The organism is Rubripirellula reticaptiva (assembly GCF_007860175.1).
Lineage (GTDB): Bacteria > Planctomycetota > Planctomycetia > Pirellulales > Pirellulaceae > Rubripirellula > Rubripirellula reticaptiva.
On the sequence record NZ_SJPX01000002.1, the window covers coordinates 273,642 to 291,235 of the forward strand.

Below are 17,594 nucleotides of genomic sequence, written 5' to 3' on the forward strand. Positions count from 1 at the left end.
GAAATTAACGCTTCAAGCTTTTGATTTCCCTGGCTGGAACGCCAGCTACAACCGTATTAGGTGGCACGTCCTTTGTTACGACAGCACCAGCGGCTACGATTGAGTTTGAACCAATCGCAACACCTTTAAGTATCACTGAATTCGCTCCAATCCAAACGCCATCTTCAACCACGATCCGTTTAAAATTTCCAATTCCTGAAGGCGTCTCAGCCGTCCGCGGGACGTGATCAAAATCTCCTAGATAAACATGCGGCCCAATCTTCACATCATTGCCAATTACAATCTTAAACTGGCAGTCAATTATCGCGAAATAATTAATATAAAACTTGTCTCCGATTGACAGAGAGCTTGCAGGAGCAGCGTTGATCTTCACACCAGATGCAATATAAGCCCCGTGTCCGCAAGCAAAGCACGTGCAGTCACCACTAAAAAATTTCTCCTGAGACTGCAAGTCTCTAGCAATTGAGGCGCCGTTTCGAATAAGAAAACTGCGCCGCCCGTGCCGTCCGAGCTTTCTTGCCCAATTCCGAACATTCATAGTCGAATTAGCGTCACTTGCATTTCTATTTGTCGGTCGAATTCGTTGACAGCTCTTTACTTACACTAGAATTCAGTGCAAATGTTTCTTTTTTTGAGACTCAGATTGGTTATTAAATCGGTTGAGTTGGTTAAACAACACTTGCGACGTTCCAGTGTGACTGAAAGCTTGCCTTCCGACTTCATAAGTGATGCGTCCCAACTTCACTCGCGTCTCACAGTCACTCAGCCTTTTCACACATTCAAGCAACTCGACATCGCCTGATGCAGTTAATACACCACAATTTGCATCACGGCACCAACGTATCGCCGACGCGTACACCGGCCCAAACACCAATACCGGCAGCCCCGTAGCAGAATAGTCTGTAAGCTTACTTGGAAAATGGATTGCCATATTGCACCGATCTTGATCTGAGAAGGAAATCGGCAAATACAAGATATCGGCTTCACGTTGAAGAGTCTCGACAATCTCTGCTGCGGGAACCAATCCACGAAATCGTGCACGAGGAGACTGAAAACCGGATTTCTTGGCATCTTCGCTTGTAAACGGGCCGTACATTAGAATCTCCGCGTTAACTGACAACTCGTCCAATACAGCGCAAAGCGAATTAAGAGAATCGATGAATCCTTTGGAATTCAACGATCCCGCAAACGCGAAACGGAGCGTGCTCGTGGTCTTTGGCCGTGGCTCCTGGTAGGTAATAGCTGAGACCTGCTTTGAACGCCCGGGATACAGGACCACTCCACTAGCAGAATATCGCTCTCGATACTCATCTACCATGTACGGCGAAACACAGAGCCTTGAAGCCGCATCACGATAGACCTGGGAAAACCTAACTTGAAAAAATCTCTTTGCCCGTGAACTTAATTCGATCGTACTTGGAACATCATCATGTACTATGAAATGCAGCGGAACTCCCAGTTGCTCTGCCAACTGCGCTGCAGCAATCCAAGAGAACCCATGACCGACCGTCAAAATGGCATCGGGCTTGCAGTTCTGCATCGTCTTGAGCACCACGGATTTGAGTCGATACTGTGCGTACACTGCAAGGACAGATAAGTAATACGTCGTGAATCGCGTGGTCCTCAGTCTCTGCAATGGATAGGGAATGTAGGCATAACTGCCATGAACCAATCTGCGACGGTCTTCAGATTGGATTCCACACTCAATTACATGCAATCGATCCGCCGGATAATCCTCCAACAATCGATAGAGAAGCGCCGATCCGTGATAGGAGCACTCAACAGGCACATCGCCCACGTAAAGTAACTTAGGTAACGTCATCAATAGCTACTGCTTGCGGAACCTAACGATGACATGATCCTGGCCGCAGGTGTATGCGGGTAACTCGGTCCAGTTCTTCGCACGCCTAAGATAGGGAATAAAACGCAATACAGTGCGACTTAAAAATGTTTTATTACTGAATTGACAATACGCAAATCGCTGCAGCGTTTGTCGCATTCGATCCGGAAACGGAGTGTCGTAATGAGAGCAGGGTTCGTACGAAACTAAGTCGAGCCCTAATGCATCGGCCAAGTAATCTGCGTACCGACGCGTCATCATGACTAAGTGTTCAACATTCCTGAAATACCACGAGTTCGCAAGATTCCTGACCATTGGCGTTGAATCAGCATCACCGGTGCAAATTATGAGTTCTCCGTCACGCGAAAGCGAGTTTGCTGCTTCGGAAAGAAGCCCCTTAGGGTTACCGAGGTGCTCAAAAACGTCCACCAAAACAACGACCGAAAATTTTTCTGTAAAGTTGCTCATTGAAAGGCTTCCAGGTTCGACCATAGTGATTCCCTTCGCCGCAGCCTTTTCGGCAGATGCTGGATTGATTTCGATACCGTAGCATTCGAGCTTGTCGGTTACACGCGATAAAAGACGCCCCGAACTACACCCTATATCCAGTACCAATGAGCCACTTTTTGCATTTTTCAAGTGGCCGAGTACAAGACGTTCATTCGGAAACAGACCTTCAATTTCCCACTTGCTGAAATCGACTACTCTGTAATAGCGATCAAGCGAGGAAGCGTTCAGCACCTGCGACTTAAAGACGAGCCCGCATTCTTTGCAGCGCATTGCCTCATAGCTCGGCTGGCCGAATGACTCGTTTCCAACGCGAACCTTGAACGAAGAGCCAGCAGGCCCGTCTGGCTGGAAGTGCGAGCTGCTGCAGCCAGGGCAAAACTCAACTTTCGCGGTCGTCATGCTTTCATCATGGTTTACGTCCAAAGCCTCTTGAATCATTTCTTGCATTCATAACCTCGGCCGTATGAAAAGACCATCTGCAAAAAGTAGGGTTTCACTCTTCGGGTCTACCGCCTGATTGAAGAATCCCGCAAATTGCAACCCAGACTCTTCGAGTAGCCCAATCACTTCGTAGTACTTAGACTGATCTTTGTACAATGGTGCGAAAAGCAACTCGACAAGAGCAATATCAACACACGATAGCGTCTTGGTCGCTCCCGCGAGAACACTAGACTCGTATCCCTGAACGTCAATCTTTAGGGAAATGCGATTCTTGGGAGCATTAATTTCTCCCATTATTTCATCAAGCGTTCTAATTGGAATCCTGACGCTGCCAATGGGTGCGCTGTTTGGCCAGACTTCGATGTGCTTTTCAGCAATCGGAAGCAGCGAACTGCTTGGCGAAAAGCCCGAAATTTCCATTTCCATTTCGCCGCTAGTTGCCCCTAGCCCCTCTCGACGACAATCCCAAGATGAATCGGCAGCGGCAGTAGCGCGCAGTAAATCAAATATGCTTGGCTGTGGCTCGAACGATATGATCCGACCATTGAATCCATTTTCTCGAAATTCAAGTCCGGTTTGTCCCGAATTAGCTCCAACATCAAGAAGAAGCTCTATCGACATCTGTTGATGTAAATGATGTATAAAACCGGAGCCTGAATCACGATTTTTTATCCGAATCAGACGGCGCCCCTTCTTTTCTAGATATTTAGTGACGGCAGATTTAAGTAAGCGACTCATGTAGCGTGGTCCTAAAAACTTCGCATTATGCATTGCGAGAACGAAGCTTGCGTGCCGGAACACCAACAACTATCGTGCGCGCTAGAACATCATGTGTTACAACAGCGCCAGCTCCAATGACAGCACCGTCGTTGATCGTGACACCTGGCAACACAGTGACATTGGATCCAATCCACACATCGTTTCCTATTCGCACGGGTGACGAGACAATTGTCTCCGTCATTGGTTTTACTGAACGATAGTCGTGGGTAATGGACGTGATAGAACTGTGTGTTCCAATCATTACGTTGTTGCCGATTTCAACGCCACCACCTCCCCAGATATGAACGTAGGAGGCGAGGTAAACGCAATCACCCATCGAAACCTTCTCCGGGCACACGACGGTAACGGGCATCCAAAATCTGACATCGTTTCCACAAGACGCCAAGCTCCGTCGTGCATTTGATTCTTCAGCAATGCTCATCCACTCACGCAATTTCGCACACAAAAATCGACTACACTGCGTCGTCGCGCTCCATCCCCAAGCGCGTCCAAGTCTGCTGGAAATACGTCTTAAAAAACTAGCTCGCTTCGCCATGTTCCCAATTCAACCGAAAACTAAGCAATCCGAAACGATGGTCAAAGGGTCTTCCGTCGTCGAAGTGGTCAAGAACATCGAACGAAACAATATCTTCACACCAGTCTTCGATGTCGTTTCCTGACGAAAAAAGGCCGGCGGAGATTGAGTATGTGCCTGGCAGCAATTGAATTCCATCAATCCGTGCGAGAATTTTGCCAGCACGGCCGAATTGAATTGGTGCATTGTTGTCCCGCATGATGCTGCACACCGGAATCGCGCCTTGATCACTTGCAATTGACAGCCAGGCAGTCGCCTTAATGTCGGCCTTCGCGGAATAGTGCAAATGCAAGTTGATCGGCTCACCGATTGCGAATTGATTCTGCGGTTCACCACTACAATTACGCAAGGAGACACGGGAAAGCTCTGCGTTTCGGGAACCGCGAAGATGCTGCATCGGCAAGATTTTCTGATCCGATGCGGTCTGCTTGTCTGGGTTCATGTAATGGGAAATTACGTCACGAACAGGTCCGGCCAACTCTACCCTGCCGGCACGCAGCATGACGCACCTATCACAAAGCGAGGAGACTGCTCCCATATTGTGACTAACGAAAAGCACTGTCCGCCCTCCTTTTGCTACCTCTCCGATCTTGCCGAGGCACTTTTTCTGAAACTGTATGTCACCCACCGCCAAGACTTCATCGACGACCAAGATTTCAGGATCAAGGTGAGCTGCGACTGCGAACGCCAAACGCACATACATTCCTGATGAGTAGCGTTTGACTGGCGTATCAAGAAATCTCTCGACCTCTGAGAACTCGACAATTTCATCGAATTTCGTTCGTATTTCCCTCCGAGCCATTCCCAGAATTGCACCGTTGAGAAATATGTTTTCACGCCCCGTCAGCTCAGGGTGAAATCCAGTGCCAACTTCCAGCAAACTTGCAACACGCCCTCGCAGCTTCACTCGCCCGCGTGTCGGTTCAGTAATTCGACTCAATACTTTTAGAAGGGTGCTTTTGCCCGCCCCGTTACGGCCGATGACACCCACGACTTCTCCTGCGTTGACATCAAAAGAAACGTCATTCAACGCCCAAAACTCTTCGACTTCATCGCCTTGCACAATTTGCTTGCCGCGCGCCATGTCAAGCGATTTACGGCCGAAACTCTTAAAGTTGCGGCTGACCACATCACGAAGCGTGGTGTAACGCTCAGAGGATTGCGATTGATGCCCGACAAGGTACGACTTGCCAAGCTGTTCGACGGAGATGATTGGTGAGGACAAGCTGTGAAGTTTGTAGTGAAAAGGTTAAAATTTGAAAGCAAAGAACGAACAAACGGATGGATTGTACGGTCAGATGAGGTCAGCGAACGACTTCTCCATTTTCCGAAATTGGCGGATTCCGAACCACAAGAAGAACGCGGTGACAGTGAGGCTGCCAGCGAAACCGGGCCAGTAGATCGTGCTCTCGCCTAAGATACACCAACGGAATCCATCGATCACTCCGACGACGGGGTTGAGCGAGTAGAGCAGTCGCCATTTTTCGGGGATTACACTGCTGCTAAATCCGACCGGCGAAACATACAAACCGAACTGCACGATGAACGGAATGATGTAGCGAAAGTCGCGATACTTAACGTTCAGCGCTGTGATCCAAAGAGCCGGCCCCAAGCTAGCGAAGAACGCAAGCACGACAAAAACCGGCAGCAACAGAATTTGCCACCCTGGCAACCACTGATACCAGACCATCATCAGCACCAGCAACGAAAAGCTGATCAAGAAATCAATGAACGCAACGACAACTGTTGATGCCGGAACGATCAGTCGCGGGAAATACACTTTGCTGATCAAGTTTGCGTTTGCTACCAGACTGCTCGAAGCATCTGACAATGCAGTTGAGAAGAAGGTCCAAGGCAACATTCCCGCAAAAACCAGCAGCGCGTACGGCGCCGTCCCATCGCTAGGTAAACCAGCGACTTTTCCGAAGACGATTGTAAATACAATCATCGTCAGCATAGGGCGAATGAACGCCCATAGCACGCCGATAACGGTTTGCTTATAGCGAACCGAAACGTCGCGCCAAGCAAGCACTTGGAACAGTTCACGATAGCGCCAAAGGTCTGCCCAATAGTGCTTTTCGGCGAGGCCAGCTTCCAGAACGAGTTCGTACTGCGGCTGTGATTCGGGTGAGGCGGTCTGCTCTAACATGTGATGTGCTTGATGTAGCTTTCACTGCGGTTGATCGCGTCGACCTTGGTGTCATCGATATCAAAACCAATCGTGCTGTGCTTGGCAGAGGAATAAGCGAGCACCAGCGGAAGACCGACGTAGCCAAGCCCGACGACTCCGACAGTTGCGGTGCCGGCGGTTAGTTTTTCAGCGAGTGCGATTTGATTGACTTGTTTTGACACGGGGATTTGGTAGGTAACAGGTGGCGTTAATAGGCGACAGGTGGCGTCAGTAGGTAACAGGTGACAGGTGACAGGCAACAGGCAACAGGCAACAGGCAACAGGCAACAGGCAACAGGCAACAGGTAACAGGTGACAGGTGACAGGTGACAGGTAACAGGTTTTGCCTGTGACCTGTGACCTGATTGCTATGACCTATTTCTTTTTTCAAACGGGGAAGGGTTGGTCGGTTTGGGCTAGGTTGATGAATTCGAGGATCTCTTGGCCGCCGCCGGGGTAGATCAGTTCGGCGAGTTGGTGGGCGATGTCGTGGTCGATCCGGGTACGATTGCCTTTGGCAATACTGCGAAAATCAACCGCGTCTTGCAGCTTGCGTTCAAAGAGTCGGTATGGCGAGACGATCGCGGAATACTTGGCGGCTAGGGCGGCTTCGATGATGGGGAGCCGATGGCCGGTGTCGCTGTCGGTGATGTGATGTTGGCTCAAAATTGCTTCGTACAGTGAATCGGTCGGCCGCATCAGGTCGATCACCACTTTGACTTCACCGTCGACTCCGATTTCACCGGGATCACGCAAACGGATCACGATCGGGCCGCTGTCGGGCACCAGTCTTGGCCACCGCTTTAGGACGGCTGCCAGTGCGGCATCGATTTGTTCGTTGTCGATCAAGACATCGACGTCCTGCGTGGCTCGCGGTTGCGGCAGGTAGCCGACGTATCCGTACAGCCCCATCAACACCCAACGATCCACTCCCGCAGCAACGATCGTTTCAATCAATTCGTCGGGAGTGATGAACATCGATTCGGGACGATGAGTGCGGCGATAATGGCGAACGATGTCGGATGCGATTCGATAGCCTGCGGCATGTCCCATCGGTGAGCCGGGAATGGGATCATCGTGGCTGAAATCGGTTTGGCCAGGATACCTGGTCTCCATTCGCTCGCGGATGAGCTGCGATCGGATTTGTGGGGTGAGCAAGGGAGTTTAAGAGGTGACAGGCGTCAGGTGACAGGCGTCAGTAAATAAGCGACAGGTTTCAGGTTTCAGGTTTTTCGTGTTGGCTGTGACCTGTTCCCTGATTGCTCTTCTGCGGTCGTGCAGTTTTACTTCTCCCCTTTTCAGGAGAACCTGAGCGTCAGTGAGGGGAAGATGACAGCACCGGGCCCTCTCCTCGCTTAGGCTCGATTCTCCCAGAGGGAGAGTGAAGTTAACGCTTTTGAAACAACTAATCTTCACCCGCCTTGGGGAGGGTCGGAGCCGAGGTACGAGGTTTCGGGAAGGGGATTCGCGACGGACCAATACTCCCATCTTGCCAGATAACCCTCCCCGCGTCGTCGCAAGCTCCTCCGCGACCCTCCCAAAAAAGGGTGAATTGAATTCGTCAGACTTGGGTAGATACCAATGCCCAGAGGGAGAGTGAAGTTAACGCTTGTGAAACAATGACTTAAAAACTGCATGACCTCCTAGCCGTCGGGGTCATTGATGAGTTGTTGCAGTCGGTCGGCGTGGAGGGGGGGGAGCTTTTCCAGCCAGGTTTCGTCGATGAGGCCGACGCTGAGCATGTCTCGCAGGTGCATTCGATCTTTATCCCGGTACGAATTCAGCTTCATCGTCAGGAGCGCTGGGAGGCTGACGATGTCGTAGTCGTCGGCGGGCTCGATTTCGGTGACGTCGGCGGAGGGGAGGATGTATTCGGGGCGGACTTTTTCAGCGGCATAGAGCAGATGAACCGCGTCACTGGGACTGCCGTTGGGGCCATCGATGAAACAATCGACGCCCATGACTTGGTGGTAATGGAAGCCGACCGATTCGAGGGCAAGCTGGATGCGGCCAAAGTCGGCTCGGCGGACCAGGATGTCTACATCGCGGGTGTTTCGCACGGCGGCTTCATCGATCCGGGCGACCCATGCGGCGACGGCGTTGCCACCGGCAATACCGTGGGGGACTCCTGCTTCTCGAAGTGCTTTGGTGGCTCGAAGGGCTCTTTCACGAACGGCTTCCACGGCGCTGATCATCCTTTCCCAGGAAAACGGCTTGAGCTCAGTGGGCATTTATGTAGGTGATAGGAATTAGGTGACAGGAATTAGGTGACAGGTGACAGGGTTTAGGGTTTAGGGTTTAGGGTTTTCCTGCTTGCTGTGACCTAAAACCTGTTACCTGTTACCTATTCTTCTACCTATTCTTCTCTACTTCGCGGGTGAGGACTTCTAGTTGGCAGTCGTCTAGTTTGACGCTGACTCCTCGTTCCATGAAGCGGACTGCTACTAATAGCCTTGTTTCTTGCGTCCTTTGCAGGACGGTGCCTTCGTAGCCGGCGAAGACGCCGCTCTTGACTCTGACTTGTTGGCCGGGCTGGATCCGGTCTTCGATCGTTAGCGGCACGTCCATCGCGATCAGCGTGTGGATCTGTCGCAGGTCGGACACGAATTGGTGCGTGTCGTCGATCTTGGCGGCTTGCTGGACGCATCCGGTGCAGACGGCTTTGTAGCGGGCTTCTTCGCCGCCACACATGAAGACGTAGTTGCTGAATAGCGGCTGATACGTGATGCGAATTCGGCCGGCTGGTGAGCGGCGGCGATTGGCAATTTGAGGGGCGTAGTGCGGAATTTCTAACTTCCGCAAGTGACGCATCAATTGCTTCTCTTGTCGACTGCGGGTGTACACCAACCACCACTCGCATGATGCCAGTGCGTCCGTTTCCGCTCGTTCGGAATCAAGCGTGTTGCCGTCGAACAGTTGTTCGGGGTGGCAGTCCGGTTCGGGGGGCAGAATGGGAATGGGAAGTGAGAAGTGAGTAGATAACAGGTTTTAGGCGACAGGTTTTAGGAAATCAGCACGAACCGGCATGGTCAGCGCGGACTTCGTCCGCTTGGGTGGCAGCCCATTTCGTTTTTTAGATTGGTTGGTTGGCGCACGTCGCGGGTGGCGATGCGTTGGATGCCAAATCTGGATGCATCGCCGCAATTGGCGAGGCGGTTTCCAGAAGGATGATCTATCACTACCGGGATGGCAAGGATTGCATTGGCGAATGCCTGAGTAAACGCCACTGGTGGTGATCTATGCCGATTAGAAGGGTTGGGTGAGGAGCTTGACCTGAACCGCTTGGTTGGCGGAGTGCGTCGTCTGGAACGCGTCGTCCGGAATGGGGGTTAACGGTGGCTCGCCGCGAATTAGGTCGCGAAGTGGCGTGCGATTGTTCGTACAGATTCGCCGGCGAATTGGCTGTGGCTTTCTGCCCGCTGATTACGCGAATGGACGCTGATGTTGGGACTTGATGGCGTGGTTCGGTAAGGGACGCTGCTTGAGTGATCCACTCGCTGGCGCTTTCTGCTGGTATTGGGGTGGTCGCCGGGCTGGTTTGCTTATTGATGAGTGTGCGATTAGTGAAGATTAGTGTTCCTCAAAACCAGGGTGGCGCCGAACACTGATCTTCGCTGATCGAACATTCATTGGGTGCTTGGTTTGGCGAGGAGAGGGGGCAATTCGGTCTTCAGTCGTCAGAAACGACTCACAGCGAGTTTCCCTCCCCGGCCGCTACTGCGTCCGACCCTCCCGCAAGCGGGAGGGTAAAGTTTTGCGTAACATCAAAACTGGCGTTTCGTGCTTGTATTTGGGTAGCCGGCGGGCTGGTTTCGTTTTTGATGAGTGTGCGATTAGTGAAGATCAGTGTTCCTCAAAACCAGGGCTGCGCCGAACGCTAATCTTCACTGATCGAACACTGATTGGGTGCTTGGTTTGGCGAGGAGAGGGGGCAATTCGGTCTTCGGTCTTCAGAAACGACTCGCAGCGAGTTTCCCTCCCCGGCCGCTACTGCGTCCGACCCTCCCGCAAGCGGGAGGGTAAAGATTTGCGTAACATCAAAACTGGCGTTTCGTGTTTGAATTTCTGGGGTCGCGATGCCTGCGTGACCGGCTATTGGATTTGGACGTCTCGGTAGCGAACGTAGGCTAGGGGGCCCAGGACGATCAGAGGGGTCCAGGCGGCCATGGCGGGTGAGAGCCAGTAGCCGTTTCCGCCTAGGGCGCCGCAGAGTGTTTTTAGCATGAAGAATGCTAGGACGGTTCCCATGGCGACGGCGATCAGGACGAACAAGTTTCGGCCACGGCGATTGACGACCAGCGGCAACCCTAACAGGATCAGCGTGAAGTCGAGCGCCGGACGGATGATCCGCTCGTGCATCAGCACTTGCAGACTCAGACTGCTGTGGACGGCCGGGTTCCGGACTCGGCCGATCAATTCGGCCACTGACGCCATTCGCGTTGCCGATTGCTTGGTTTGCAACAGGTTCAAGTGCACCGTGGTGGCAAAGAAGCACTGCCGTGGTGCCAGCCACGTTTGATCACGCGAGGTGTAGATGATCGGGCGATCGCCGACGCCTACGGACGGCAACTCGTCGATGTTTTCGGGATGCTGGACGTCTTCTAACAGGTATCCGCCGCTGTGGTTTTCGTCTGCGTCGACCCAGCGACACGTCGGTGCTAGCAATAGATCGCCAAAGCCGGGGAAGTCGCCGTCGAGCCGAAAGCTGGGGTCTTTGACCAAGCGGGCCTGGGCAATCAGGACTCGGCCATCGATCAGGACTCGGTTGACTTTGTCGTATTGGGGCGACACGGGCTGTTCAGATTCGCCGGTGATGTCTTTGGCTTTCATCGTCAGGGCGTCACGGTAGCCGGGCAGCAGCAGTTCGCGGCTAAACAGTTGCACGGTCACGATCAAAAGCGATGCCACGATCATCGGCCGCAGCAGGCGTCCGTGGGAAATTCCGGCGGCCAGTGTGGACGTCAATTCGCCCGTACGGCGGAGCCAGCCGACGGTAAACAGGAACGCCATCAGGGTGATGATCGCGCCGGTCCAGTCGAACAAGAGCAACAGATAGGGTCCGTAATAGCCGGCCATGACGGGCAACAGGCCGCCTTGCTCTTTCCCCTGTTTGACCAATTCTTCCATGCTGGCAAAGGCATGGAAAACGACGAAAATCCCCGCGATGGAGCAGAAGCAGACCAGCACCGTGCGGAGGAAGAGCGTCAGGATGTAGCGGTCAATCTTGGTCACGAAGCGGGGGGCGGTGTAAGAGGGGACAGGCGACAGGGGACAGGCGACAGGGGACAGGGGACAGGAAGTTTGTTTTGTTTGAATTCGATTCTCAAGCCGCAGGAGACTGGTCAAGCAATAACAATTCCGCTTCCCCCGGGGCAATGCGTAACTGCTTTTCTTTCATCTTCGGTGTGGGGCTTACAGTAGCGGACGCCCTCTCCTCGCTGACGCTCGACTCTCCCGGAGGGAGAGTGAAGTTGGCGTAAGTGAAATAGCGGCTTGAAAACTGCACGATTTTCGGGCTTGGGGACCTGCCCATCTTCACCTCCCTGCGGGGAGGTCGGACGCGGTAGCGGCCGGGTGGGGATTGCATGCACGGACGCCCTCTCCTCGCTGTCGCTCGACTCTCCCGGAGGGAGAGTGAAGTTGGCGTAAGTGAAATAGCGGCTTGAAAACTGCACGATTTTCGGGCTTGGGGACCTGCCCATCTTCAACTCCCTGCGGGGAGGTCGGACGCGGGAGCGGCCGGGTGGGGATTGCATGCGCGGACGCCCTCTCCTCGCTGTCGCTCGACTCTCCCGGAGGGAGAGTGAAGTTGGCGTAAGTGAAATCGCGGCTTGAAAACTGCACAATTTTCGGGCTCGGGGACGTGCCCATCTTCACCTCCCTGCGGGGAGGTCGGACGCGGAAGCGGCCGGGTGGGGATTGCATGCGCGGACGCCCTCTCCTCGCTGTCGCTCGACTCTCCCGGAGGGAGAGTGAAGGTGGTGCTTGCCGAGCAACAACGCAAATATTGTAAGGCTACATGGTTTTGCAGGAATATTGGGTGCAGAAGCAAGAACAGAATGGGTTCGCTTGGCGTTTACTCTCTGACTGCTGGCTTGTTGTTGCATTATCATCTGGGTTGTTATCTGTGCGGGCATCGCTGCGTGATGATCTTGCTTGTTTTTGTTGGGGTTTGGGAAATTTCGGATGATGAATCGACGGATGTGGCGTTTGCAGAGCCTTGGTGGCGTATCGATCACGGCGGTAGCGATCGCGATGGTGACGATTGGGGGCTGCTCGAAATCGCCCGAGCCTTCGACCACGCCAGCTTATGCGGCGACCGAAGGCGAATCGGACCAGCAGACTCCATTGCCACCGGCTCCTGATCTGGCGTCACTGAGCGATCGAAAAATCGACGAAACTGCGTCTCAACCTGCCTCTCAACCTGCCTCTCAACCGGCTCGGCCGATTGCCGAGACGGAACGAGCGGCGACTATGGATGCGGCGATCGAGATACCGTTGGCTGCCTCTGCCGAGCCGCCGATGTCGGAGCCTGAAGAAATCCCGGCGGTCGAAGCGGTCGTGCCGCCGGCTGGATTGCCGATCGATGATGGGTCGGTTGCCGCGGACGGCGAGTTGGCTCAGCGGCCTCTGCGAGCCGGGCTGACGCCGGATCAGTTGGTCGAATTTTTGGCGGGTGCGGACCGCGACATGCAGATCATCGCGTCCGGTCAATCAGGAATCAGCGATCCCGCCAAGGCTCGGCAGATGTTGCTGCAGATCATCAAGATGAAACTAGAAGCTTCTCAGCGATTAGCCGTCGATCCGGCAGCGACCGCGGCGATGGCATCCGAAGGTGCTCGCGGCGAACTGCAGGCACTTTCTCACATGGCCGCGCTGGGCGATTTGAAGTCGGCCGAGATGCTAGAAAAATTGGCGACCGAGAAGCTGTCCGCGGCGGACCCACGTTTGGCGTCGGACAGTCGATTGGTGTTGATCGGATTCGCAATCGAAAAACTTCAAAACGGCCAAAAAGATGCGGCCGCGATGATTGTCGGTCACATCGGCGAGATGGCCAAGTCGACTGCGGCGGACGATGTTCCCGCAATGATGGTGATGGGTCAGGCACGCGACATGTTGGCCCGGTACGGGCAAGATGCCGAAGCAAAAAAGGTACGCGACACGATCATCGATCTGTTCGCCGATTCGCCAGACGCCTCGATTGCCGCCATGGCGGCTCAGGTGGCTGGCAACGTCAAATTCGACGGCATCGAACGACTGCGAGAACAGATTGCGGCCAGTTCCGAAACGGCGAGCGGAACGGTCAAAGCCGTCACGCCCGCCGCGTGGGCCGAGTCGGCAGAGACGTTGATCGACGAATCGGCTGATTTGCAGACCGTCCAGTACTTGGCCGGTGCGGCGCTCGAATTCGAAGCCGCCAAATTGGACTCGATGGCGGCGGCGACTTATGACGTTTTGAAGCGGCGGTTTGCTGATCCAGCGACGGCGACGGGCCGTGAAGTGGATTTGGCGGTGCGTGCGAAACAGGCGAGAGAGAAAGTGGTCGGCCGCGTGTTTGATCCGGCATTGCCGTCGGTCGACGATTCGCCGCTAAGCATTCTTGATTACCGCGGCAAAGTCGTACTGATGCCTTTCTGGGCGACCAGTTTTCCGGAATCGCTGCAGGTGGTGCCGATGCTGGAAGAATTAGCAGAAGCGTATCCGGACGACGTGGCGATTGTCGGCATGAATCTGGATGTGGCCGGCGCCGAACTGGATCAGTTTCTACGTGAGAACCCGCTTGGTTTCCCCAGTTACCGTGCGGACTCTTCGGCAATCGAGAAGGTCGCCAATCCGGTGGCGGCTCAGTTTGGTTTGGTGTCGATGCCGTTCGTCGCGATCTTGGATGGCGATGGACGAGTGACCGAGCTTGACTTTACGGGACAACAACTGGCGCCCACGGTCGATCGATTGGTGAAGCAAAAGGGGAAGTAGAGGTAAGAGCGGGTGATCGCGGTTTGATCAAACTTGAAGACTGCACGATGCCCGGGCTCTGAAATCTTCCCATCTTTCACCTCCCTGCGGGGAGGTCGGACGCGGTCGCGGCCGGGTGGGGATTCAACGCGCAGACGCCCTCTCCTCGCTGACGCTCGACTCTCCCGGAGGGCATTGGTATCGACACAAGTTTTCTTCACCCTCCTTGGGGAGGGTCGAAGCCGAGGCATTAGCTTTCGGGGAGAGGAAAGTTTCGGGGCGGGGATTCGCGACCGACGAATACTGCCCATCTTGCCAGACGCCCCTCCCCGCGTCGTCGCAAGCTCCTCCGCGACCCTCCCAAGGGAGGGTGAATTGAATTCGAAAGATTTGGGTAGATACCAATGCCCGGAGGAAGAGTGAAAGTGACACCTCACAACTCCCCTAACGACTCTCATACCGTCGGGCGAGTTCTTCGGGGCGGGTGCCGGTGGCGTGGGCGAATTGGAGACGCCAGTTGATGAGGGTTTGGCGGACCGGGCCGTTTTGTTCCCAGCGGCGCGCACTGATTTGCAAGGGGCCGGGCAGCAGCAGCGGCTTGGACTGCTTTCTTAGCTTTTGCGAGATCCGGACGTCTTCCATCAACGGGATGTCGTCAAAGCCGCCGATTCGTTTGAAGACGTCTCGGCGAACAAAGATCGCTTGATCGCCAAACGCCATCGATCGCCAGCGGACTCGAGCCGCATTCCCCCACTCGATCGCACGGTAGATCCGTTTGGGCGAATCGATGTGCTGTTGGAAGGCGCCCCAGACTGCGGTCTTGGCTTGGATCTTCGGATGATTTGAAATCTGCACCAGACAGTCGGGTGCAAGCCGGTTGTCGGCGTGCAGGAACAACAGCCAATTGGCCGTCGCCATCATCGCGCCCGAGTTCTGCTGGGTTCCGCGGCCGGGCAACGATCGGACGATCTTGTGGGCGCCGGCCCGGGTCGCTTGTTCGACCGTGTCATCATGGCTGCCGGCATCGGCCACGATCACTTCGGCCGCGCCAGCCGCGATCGCCGAACGGATGGCAGCGGCGATATTTGCGGATTCATTGCGTGTGGGAATGACCACCGCGAAGGATTCAGAATGGATCAGGGGTCAAACGCTCGGTTTCAGGGAGACGGACAATGCAAACTATCCTGCGACGGTGTCAGAACCGCTGTTTTCTGTGCTCTGTTTTGTGTGCTCTGTTTTCAGAGCCGGCAACTACAATTGGGTTCAGTGTTTCGCCCCGAGGGGCCAGTGGTAAACGATCAATTCAGAGACCGTCAAATGAAGCTTCATTTCATTGAACTGACCGGCAAGACTTTGCTTGACTTGGTCAATGAAGGCGAGATCGATTTGGGGGAACTGCACGAAGCAGGTGTCTGTGGCGACTCGATTCTTCGCATCAACAAACACGGCGAAATCGAATTACGATGCCGCGGGCATTGGATGATGGTGGGCGGGTTGATCGGTAATTTCGAAGAGCGACTGATGAAATTGACGGGGTTGGACTGGGCGGCGTAAATGGCTTGCCCCAAAGACATTGGAAACCTTTTAGCAATTAGCAAGCAGCTCGTGCAGTTTTACTTCCCCCCTCCATTTCGAGAAGGTTCGAGCGCCGGCGAGGGAAGGATTCCAGCACCCGGCCCACTCCTCGCTTAGGCTCGACTCTCCCAGAGGGAGAGTAAAGTAAACACCTATGAAATAACGACTTAAAAACGGCACGATCACTAAGTCGCAAGGGTTCCTGTGGACAACCGTCTTCGAGAGACGAACCTAAGTAAGTTCGTTGAGCTGATCCAGGTAAAAACGCCGCCTATTCCGTTTCATCTGCATCGGGCTTGGTCGCCGAGGCAATTTGGCCTCCGATAGCCAGGACTTCTAGTTCGTCGGTCAGACGTTGTTCGAGAACTTCTTTGCCATCGAATCCGACGTGAACCGATTCGACCAAACCGTTCTTGCCGATCACGATGGTTTGTGGAATCGCGTCGATGGAAAAACCATCTGCGATCTTTCCGTCGGGATCGAGCAACACATTGAGTTTCAGTTTGCGCTGGTCCAAAAAATCTTGTACGTCTTCGCGAGTTTCGCCTGTGTTGACGGCGACAAAGATCACGCCTTGATCGGCAAAGTTGTCTGCCACCTTTTTGATGACCGGCATCGCGGCCAGACACGGCGTGCACCATGACGCCCAGAAATCCAACACCACAACTCGGCCATCAAGAGTTTTGGAATCAAACTTCTTTCCATCGGCCGTTTCGGTGGTGAACTTGGGGGCAGGCTTTCCCAACAGTGGATGTTCGCCGGTTACGCCAGCGATCGATTGAAAGTAATCGTCAAGCGACTTGTACTCGGTCGCCTCCTTGGCCGGTTCAAAAGTAAAAAGACTCTCGTCAACTTCGCCCGTCACTCGCCAAGTCAAAAAGTCGTAGCGAACTTGAAACGAGAAACCTTCGGGCACATGAACTTGGTCCGACGCAACCAGCATGGGTGTCATGTCGATCAGCATGCGCAAGGGACGAGGCGAATCTTCGTCGGTCACCCACAGGTCCCACTTCACTCCATCGGCTTGCTCACCGCGGATATGGACGGCGGGAACTTTTTCGCGAAACGGCAATCGGTCGACCAAGTCGATCGACTTCATACCCGCAATCATCGTGATCGTCGGATCCGCGCCGGCCATCGTCAGCGCCAACAGCGGTTCGGGATACGGGCCCATCGGGACGGGCAGGTTGGTAACGGCATCCTGAATTTTGACGACTTCGGGCAATCGAAAATAGGCGTCCGGTGCCATCGCAGCGACGAACTGTTTTCCGTCACAGTACAAACGTGTCCGATGCTCGGGCTGCTTCAAATAGATGGTGAACTTGTTGGGACTTGTCGACGCGATTTGGAACGTTGACGTTTCCGACTCAACCACTTGGCCGCTGAGGACCGAATCCGAAAGCATTTCAACGGTGGCTCGAGACACGTCGGCTTTACTAATTGAATTGAACAACGGTTCCAAAATCGCTCGCAAATCTTGGTTGATTTCGACTTCCGCCGAATCCAAATCCGTGTCGGCATCTGGCGTGTCAGTAGCGGCCGCGTCAACTTTTGCCGCAGCAGGCGATTTTTCTTGTCCGGTAGCGCCAGTTACAAAAACGGAAGCAAAAACCAAGCAAGCAGACAGGTGAAAATGGCGTTTCAACATGACGTCGCAATTTAATGAGCGTAAGAAAGGTGGCGGCCAGAAAGCATGATAAGAATTAGGCAGCGTGATGGCTACGGTCCGGCTATTGGAGAAAGAGACGCTG

16 protein-coding genes are annotated in these 17,594 nt (G+C 54.0%); 2 read left to right on the forward strand and 14 right to left on the reverse strand.

The genetic code is table 11. The features are described from left to right. Positions 1 to 4: 4 nt before the first annotated feature. The 12 genes from Poly59_RS30605 to Poly59_RS07325 all read right to left on the reverse strand — a co-directional run bounded on the left by Poly59_RS30605 (position 5) and on the right by Poly59_RS07325 (position 11,547). Positions 5 to 373, reverse strand: a complete 369-nt coding sequence (locus Poly59_RS30605; RefSeq protein ID WP_222436057.1) for an acyltransferase — start codon at positions 371 to 373, stop codon at positions 5 to 7. 237 nt (positions 374 to 610) lie between these two features. Beyond that, positions 611 to 1,822 carry a glycosyltransferase gene (locus tag Poly59_RS07275; protein WP_146533450.1) on the reverse strand — a complete coding sequence of 404 codons (1,212 nt, stop codon included), beginning with the start codon at positions 1,820 to 1,822 and terminating at the stop codon, positions 611 to 613. Positions 1,823 to 1,828: 6 nt separating this feature from the next. Next, complete coding sequence (locus Poly59_RS07280; protein WP_146533451.1) at positions 1,829 to 2,797, reverse strand: class I SAM-dependent methyltransferase; 969 nt, start codon at positions 2,795 to 2,797, stop codon at positions 1,829 to 1,831. After that, positions 2,798 to 3,529, reverse strand: coding sequence for an FkbM family methyltransferase (locus Poly59_RS07285; protein WP_186776079.1), 732 nt, complete (start codon positions 3,527 to 3,529; stop codon positions 2,798 to 2,800). A gap of 25 nt (positions 3,530 to 3,554) precedes the next feature. Next, positions 3,555 to 4,106, reverse strand: a complete 552-nt coding sequence (locus Poly59_RS30610; protein WP_146533453.1) for an acyltransferase — start codon at positions 4,104 to 4,106, stop codon at positions 3,555 to 3,557. After that, a complete protein-coding gene (locus tag Poly59_RS07295; RefSeq protein WP_146533454.1) occupies positions 4,090 to 5,370 on the reverse strand; it encodes an ABC transporter ATP-binding protein in 1,281 nt (426 codons plus the stop codon). The genes Poly59_RS30610 and Poly59_RS07295 overlap by 17 nt, the downstream gene beginning before the upstream one ends. Before the next feature lie 69 nt (positions 5,371 to 5,439). Then, complete coding sequence (locus Poly59_RS07300; RefSeq protein ID WP_146533455.1) at positions 5,440 to 6,294, reverse strand: ABC transporter permease; 855 nt, start codon at positions 6,292 to 6,294, stop codon at positions 5,440 to 5,442. After that, positions 6,288 to 6,497, reverse strand: coding sequence for a hypothetical protein (locus Poly59_RS07305; RefSeq protein ID WP_246151462.1), 210 nt, complete (start codon positions 6,495 to 6,497; stop codon positions 6,288 to 6,290). The genes Poly59_RS07300 and Poly59_RS07305 overlap by 7 nt, the downstream gene beginning before the upstream one ends. 205 nt (positions 6,498 to 6,702) lie before the next feature. After that, entirely contained in the window at positions 6,703 to 7,473 is a 771-nt protein-coding gene (locus tag Poly59_RS07310; protein WP_186776080.1) for a hypothetical protein, read from the reverse strand. A 485-nt stretch (positions 7,474 to 7,958) separates the two neighbouring features. Then, positions 7,959 to 8,546 carry a nucleotidyltransferase family protein gene (locus Poly59_RS07315; protein ID WP_146533457.1) on the reverse strand — a complete coding sequence of 196 codons (588 nt, stop codon included), beginning with the start codon at positions 8,544 to 8,546 and terminating at the stop codon, positions 7,959 to 7,961. A 121-nt stretch (positions 8,547 to 8,667) separates the two neighbouring features. Then, positions 8,668 to 9,159, reverse strand: a complete 492-nt coding sequence (gene nusG, locus Poly59_RS07320) for a transcription termination/antitermination protein NusG (RefSeq protein ID WP_390621442.1) — start codon at positions 9,157 to 9,159, stop codon at positions 8,668 to 8,670. Positions 9,160 to 10,407: 1,248 nt separating this feature from the next. Continuing rightward, complete coding sequence (locus Poly59_RS07325) at positions 10,408 to 11,547, reverse strand: LptF/LptG family permease (protein WP_146533459.1); 1,140 nt, start codon at positions 11,545 to 11,547, stop codon at positions 10,408 to 10,410. Between the two features lie 954 nt (positions 11,548 to 12,501). Here Poly59_RS07325 and Poly59_RS07335 point away from each other — a divergent pair. Next, on the forward strand, positions 12,502 to 14,289 hold the full coding sequence (locus Poly59_RS07335; protein WP_146533461.1) for a TlpA disulfide reductase family protein: 1,788 nt from the start codon (positions 12,502 to 12,504) through the stop codon (positions 14,287 to 14,289). Positions 14,290 to 14,712: 423 nt separating this feature from the next. On the opposite strand, the gene Poly59_RS07340 is transcribed toward Poly59_RS07335, so the two are convergent. Next, positions 14,713 to 15,384 carry a TIGR04283 family arsenosugar biosynthesis glycosyltransferase gene (locus Poly59_RS07340; RefSeq protein WP_246151464.1) on the reverse strand — a complete coding sequence of 224 codons (672 nt, stop codon included), beginning with the start codon at positions 15,382 to 15,384 and terminating at the stop codon, positions 14,713 to 14,715. A 201-nt stretch (positions 15,385 to 15,585) separates the two neighbouring features. Between Poly59_RS07340 and Poly59_RS07345 the strand changes: the two genes are divergently transcribed. Continuing rightward, positions 15,586 to 15,822 (forward strand): hypothetical protein, encoded by a 237-nt coding sequence (locus Poly59_RS07345; protein WP_146533463.1) that lies wholly within the window; start codon positions 15,586 to 15,588, stop codon positions 15,820 to 15,822. Between the two features lie 292 nt (positions 15,823 to 16,114). Here the strand turns inward: Poly59_RS07345 and Poly59_RS07350 are convergent, their stop codons facing one another. Beyond that, positions 16,115 to 17,491 carry a redoxin domain-containing protein gene (locus Poly59_RS07350; RefSeq protein ID WP_146533464.1) on the reverse strand — a complete coding sequence of 459 codons (1,377 nt, stop codon included), beginning with the start codon at positions 17,489 to 17,491 and terminating at the stop codon, positions 16,115 to 16,117. Between the last annotated feature and the right edge of the window lie 103 nt (positions 17,492 to 17,594).

Coding starts and splice junctions, on each gene's coding strand:
- Poly59_RS07275 (WP_146533450.1), bottom strand. CDS start 1,822: ATGACGTTACCTAAGTTACTTTACGTGGGCGATGTGCCTGTTGAGTGC.
- Poly59_RS07280 (WP_146533451.1), bottom strand. CDS start 2,797: ATGCAAGAAATGATTCAAGAGGCTTTGGACGTAAACCATGATGAAAGC.
- Poly59_RS07285 (WP_186776079.1), bottom strand. CDS start 3,529: ATGAGTCGCTTACTTAAATCTGCCGTCACTAAATATCTAGAAAAGAAG.
- Poly59_RS30610 (WP_146533453.1), bottom strand. CDS start 4,106: ATGGCGAAGCGAGCTAGTTTTTTAAGACGTATTTCCAGCAGACTTGGA.
- Poly59_RS07300 (WP_146533455.1), bottom strand. CDS start 6,294: ATGTTAGAGCAGACCGCCTCACCCGAATCACAGCCGCAGTACGAACTC.
- Poly59_RS07315 (WP_146533457.1), bottom strand. CDS start 8,546: ATGCCCACTGAGCTCAAGCCGTTTTCCTGGGAAAGGATGATCAGCGCC.
- Poly59_RS07335 (WP_146533461.1), top strand. CDS start 12,502: ATGATGAATCGACGGATGTGGCGTTTGCAGAGCCTTGGTGGCGTATCG.
- Poly59_RS07345 (WP_146533463.1), top strand. CDS start 15,586: ATGAAGCTTCATTTCATTGAACTGACCGGCAAGACTTTGCTTGACTTG.
- Poly59_RS07350 (WP_146533464.1), bottom strand. CDS start 17,491: ATGTTGAAACGCCATTTTCACCTGTCTGCTTGCTTGGTTTTTGCTTCC.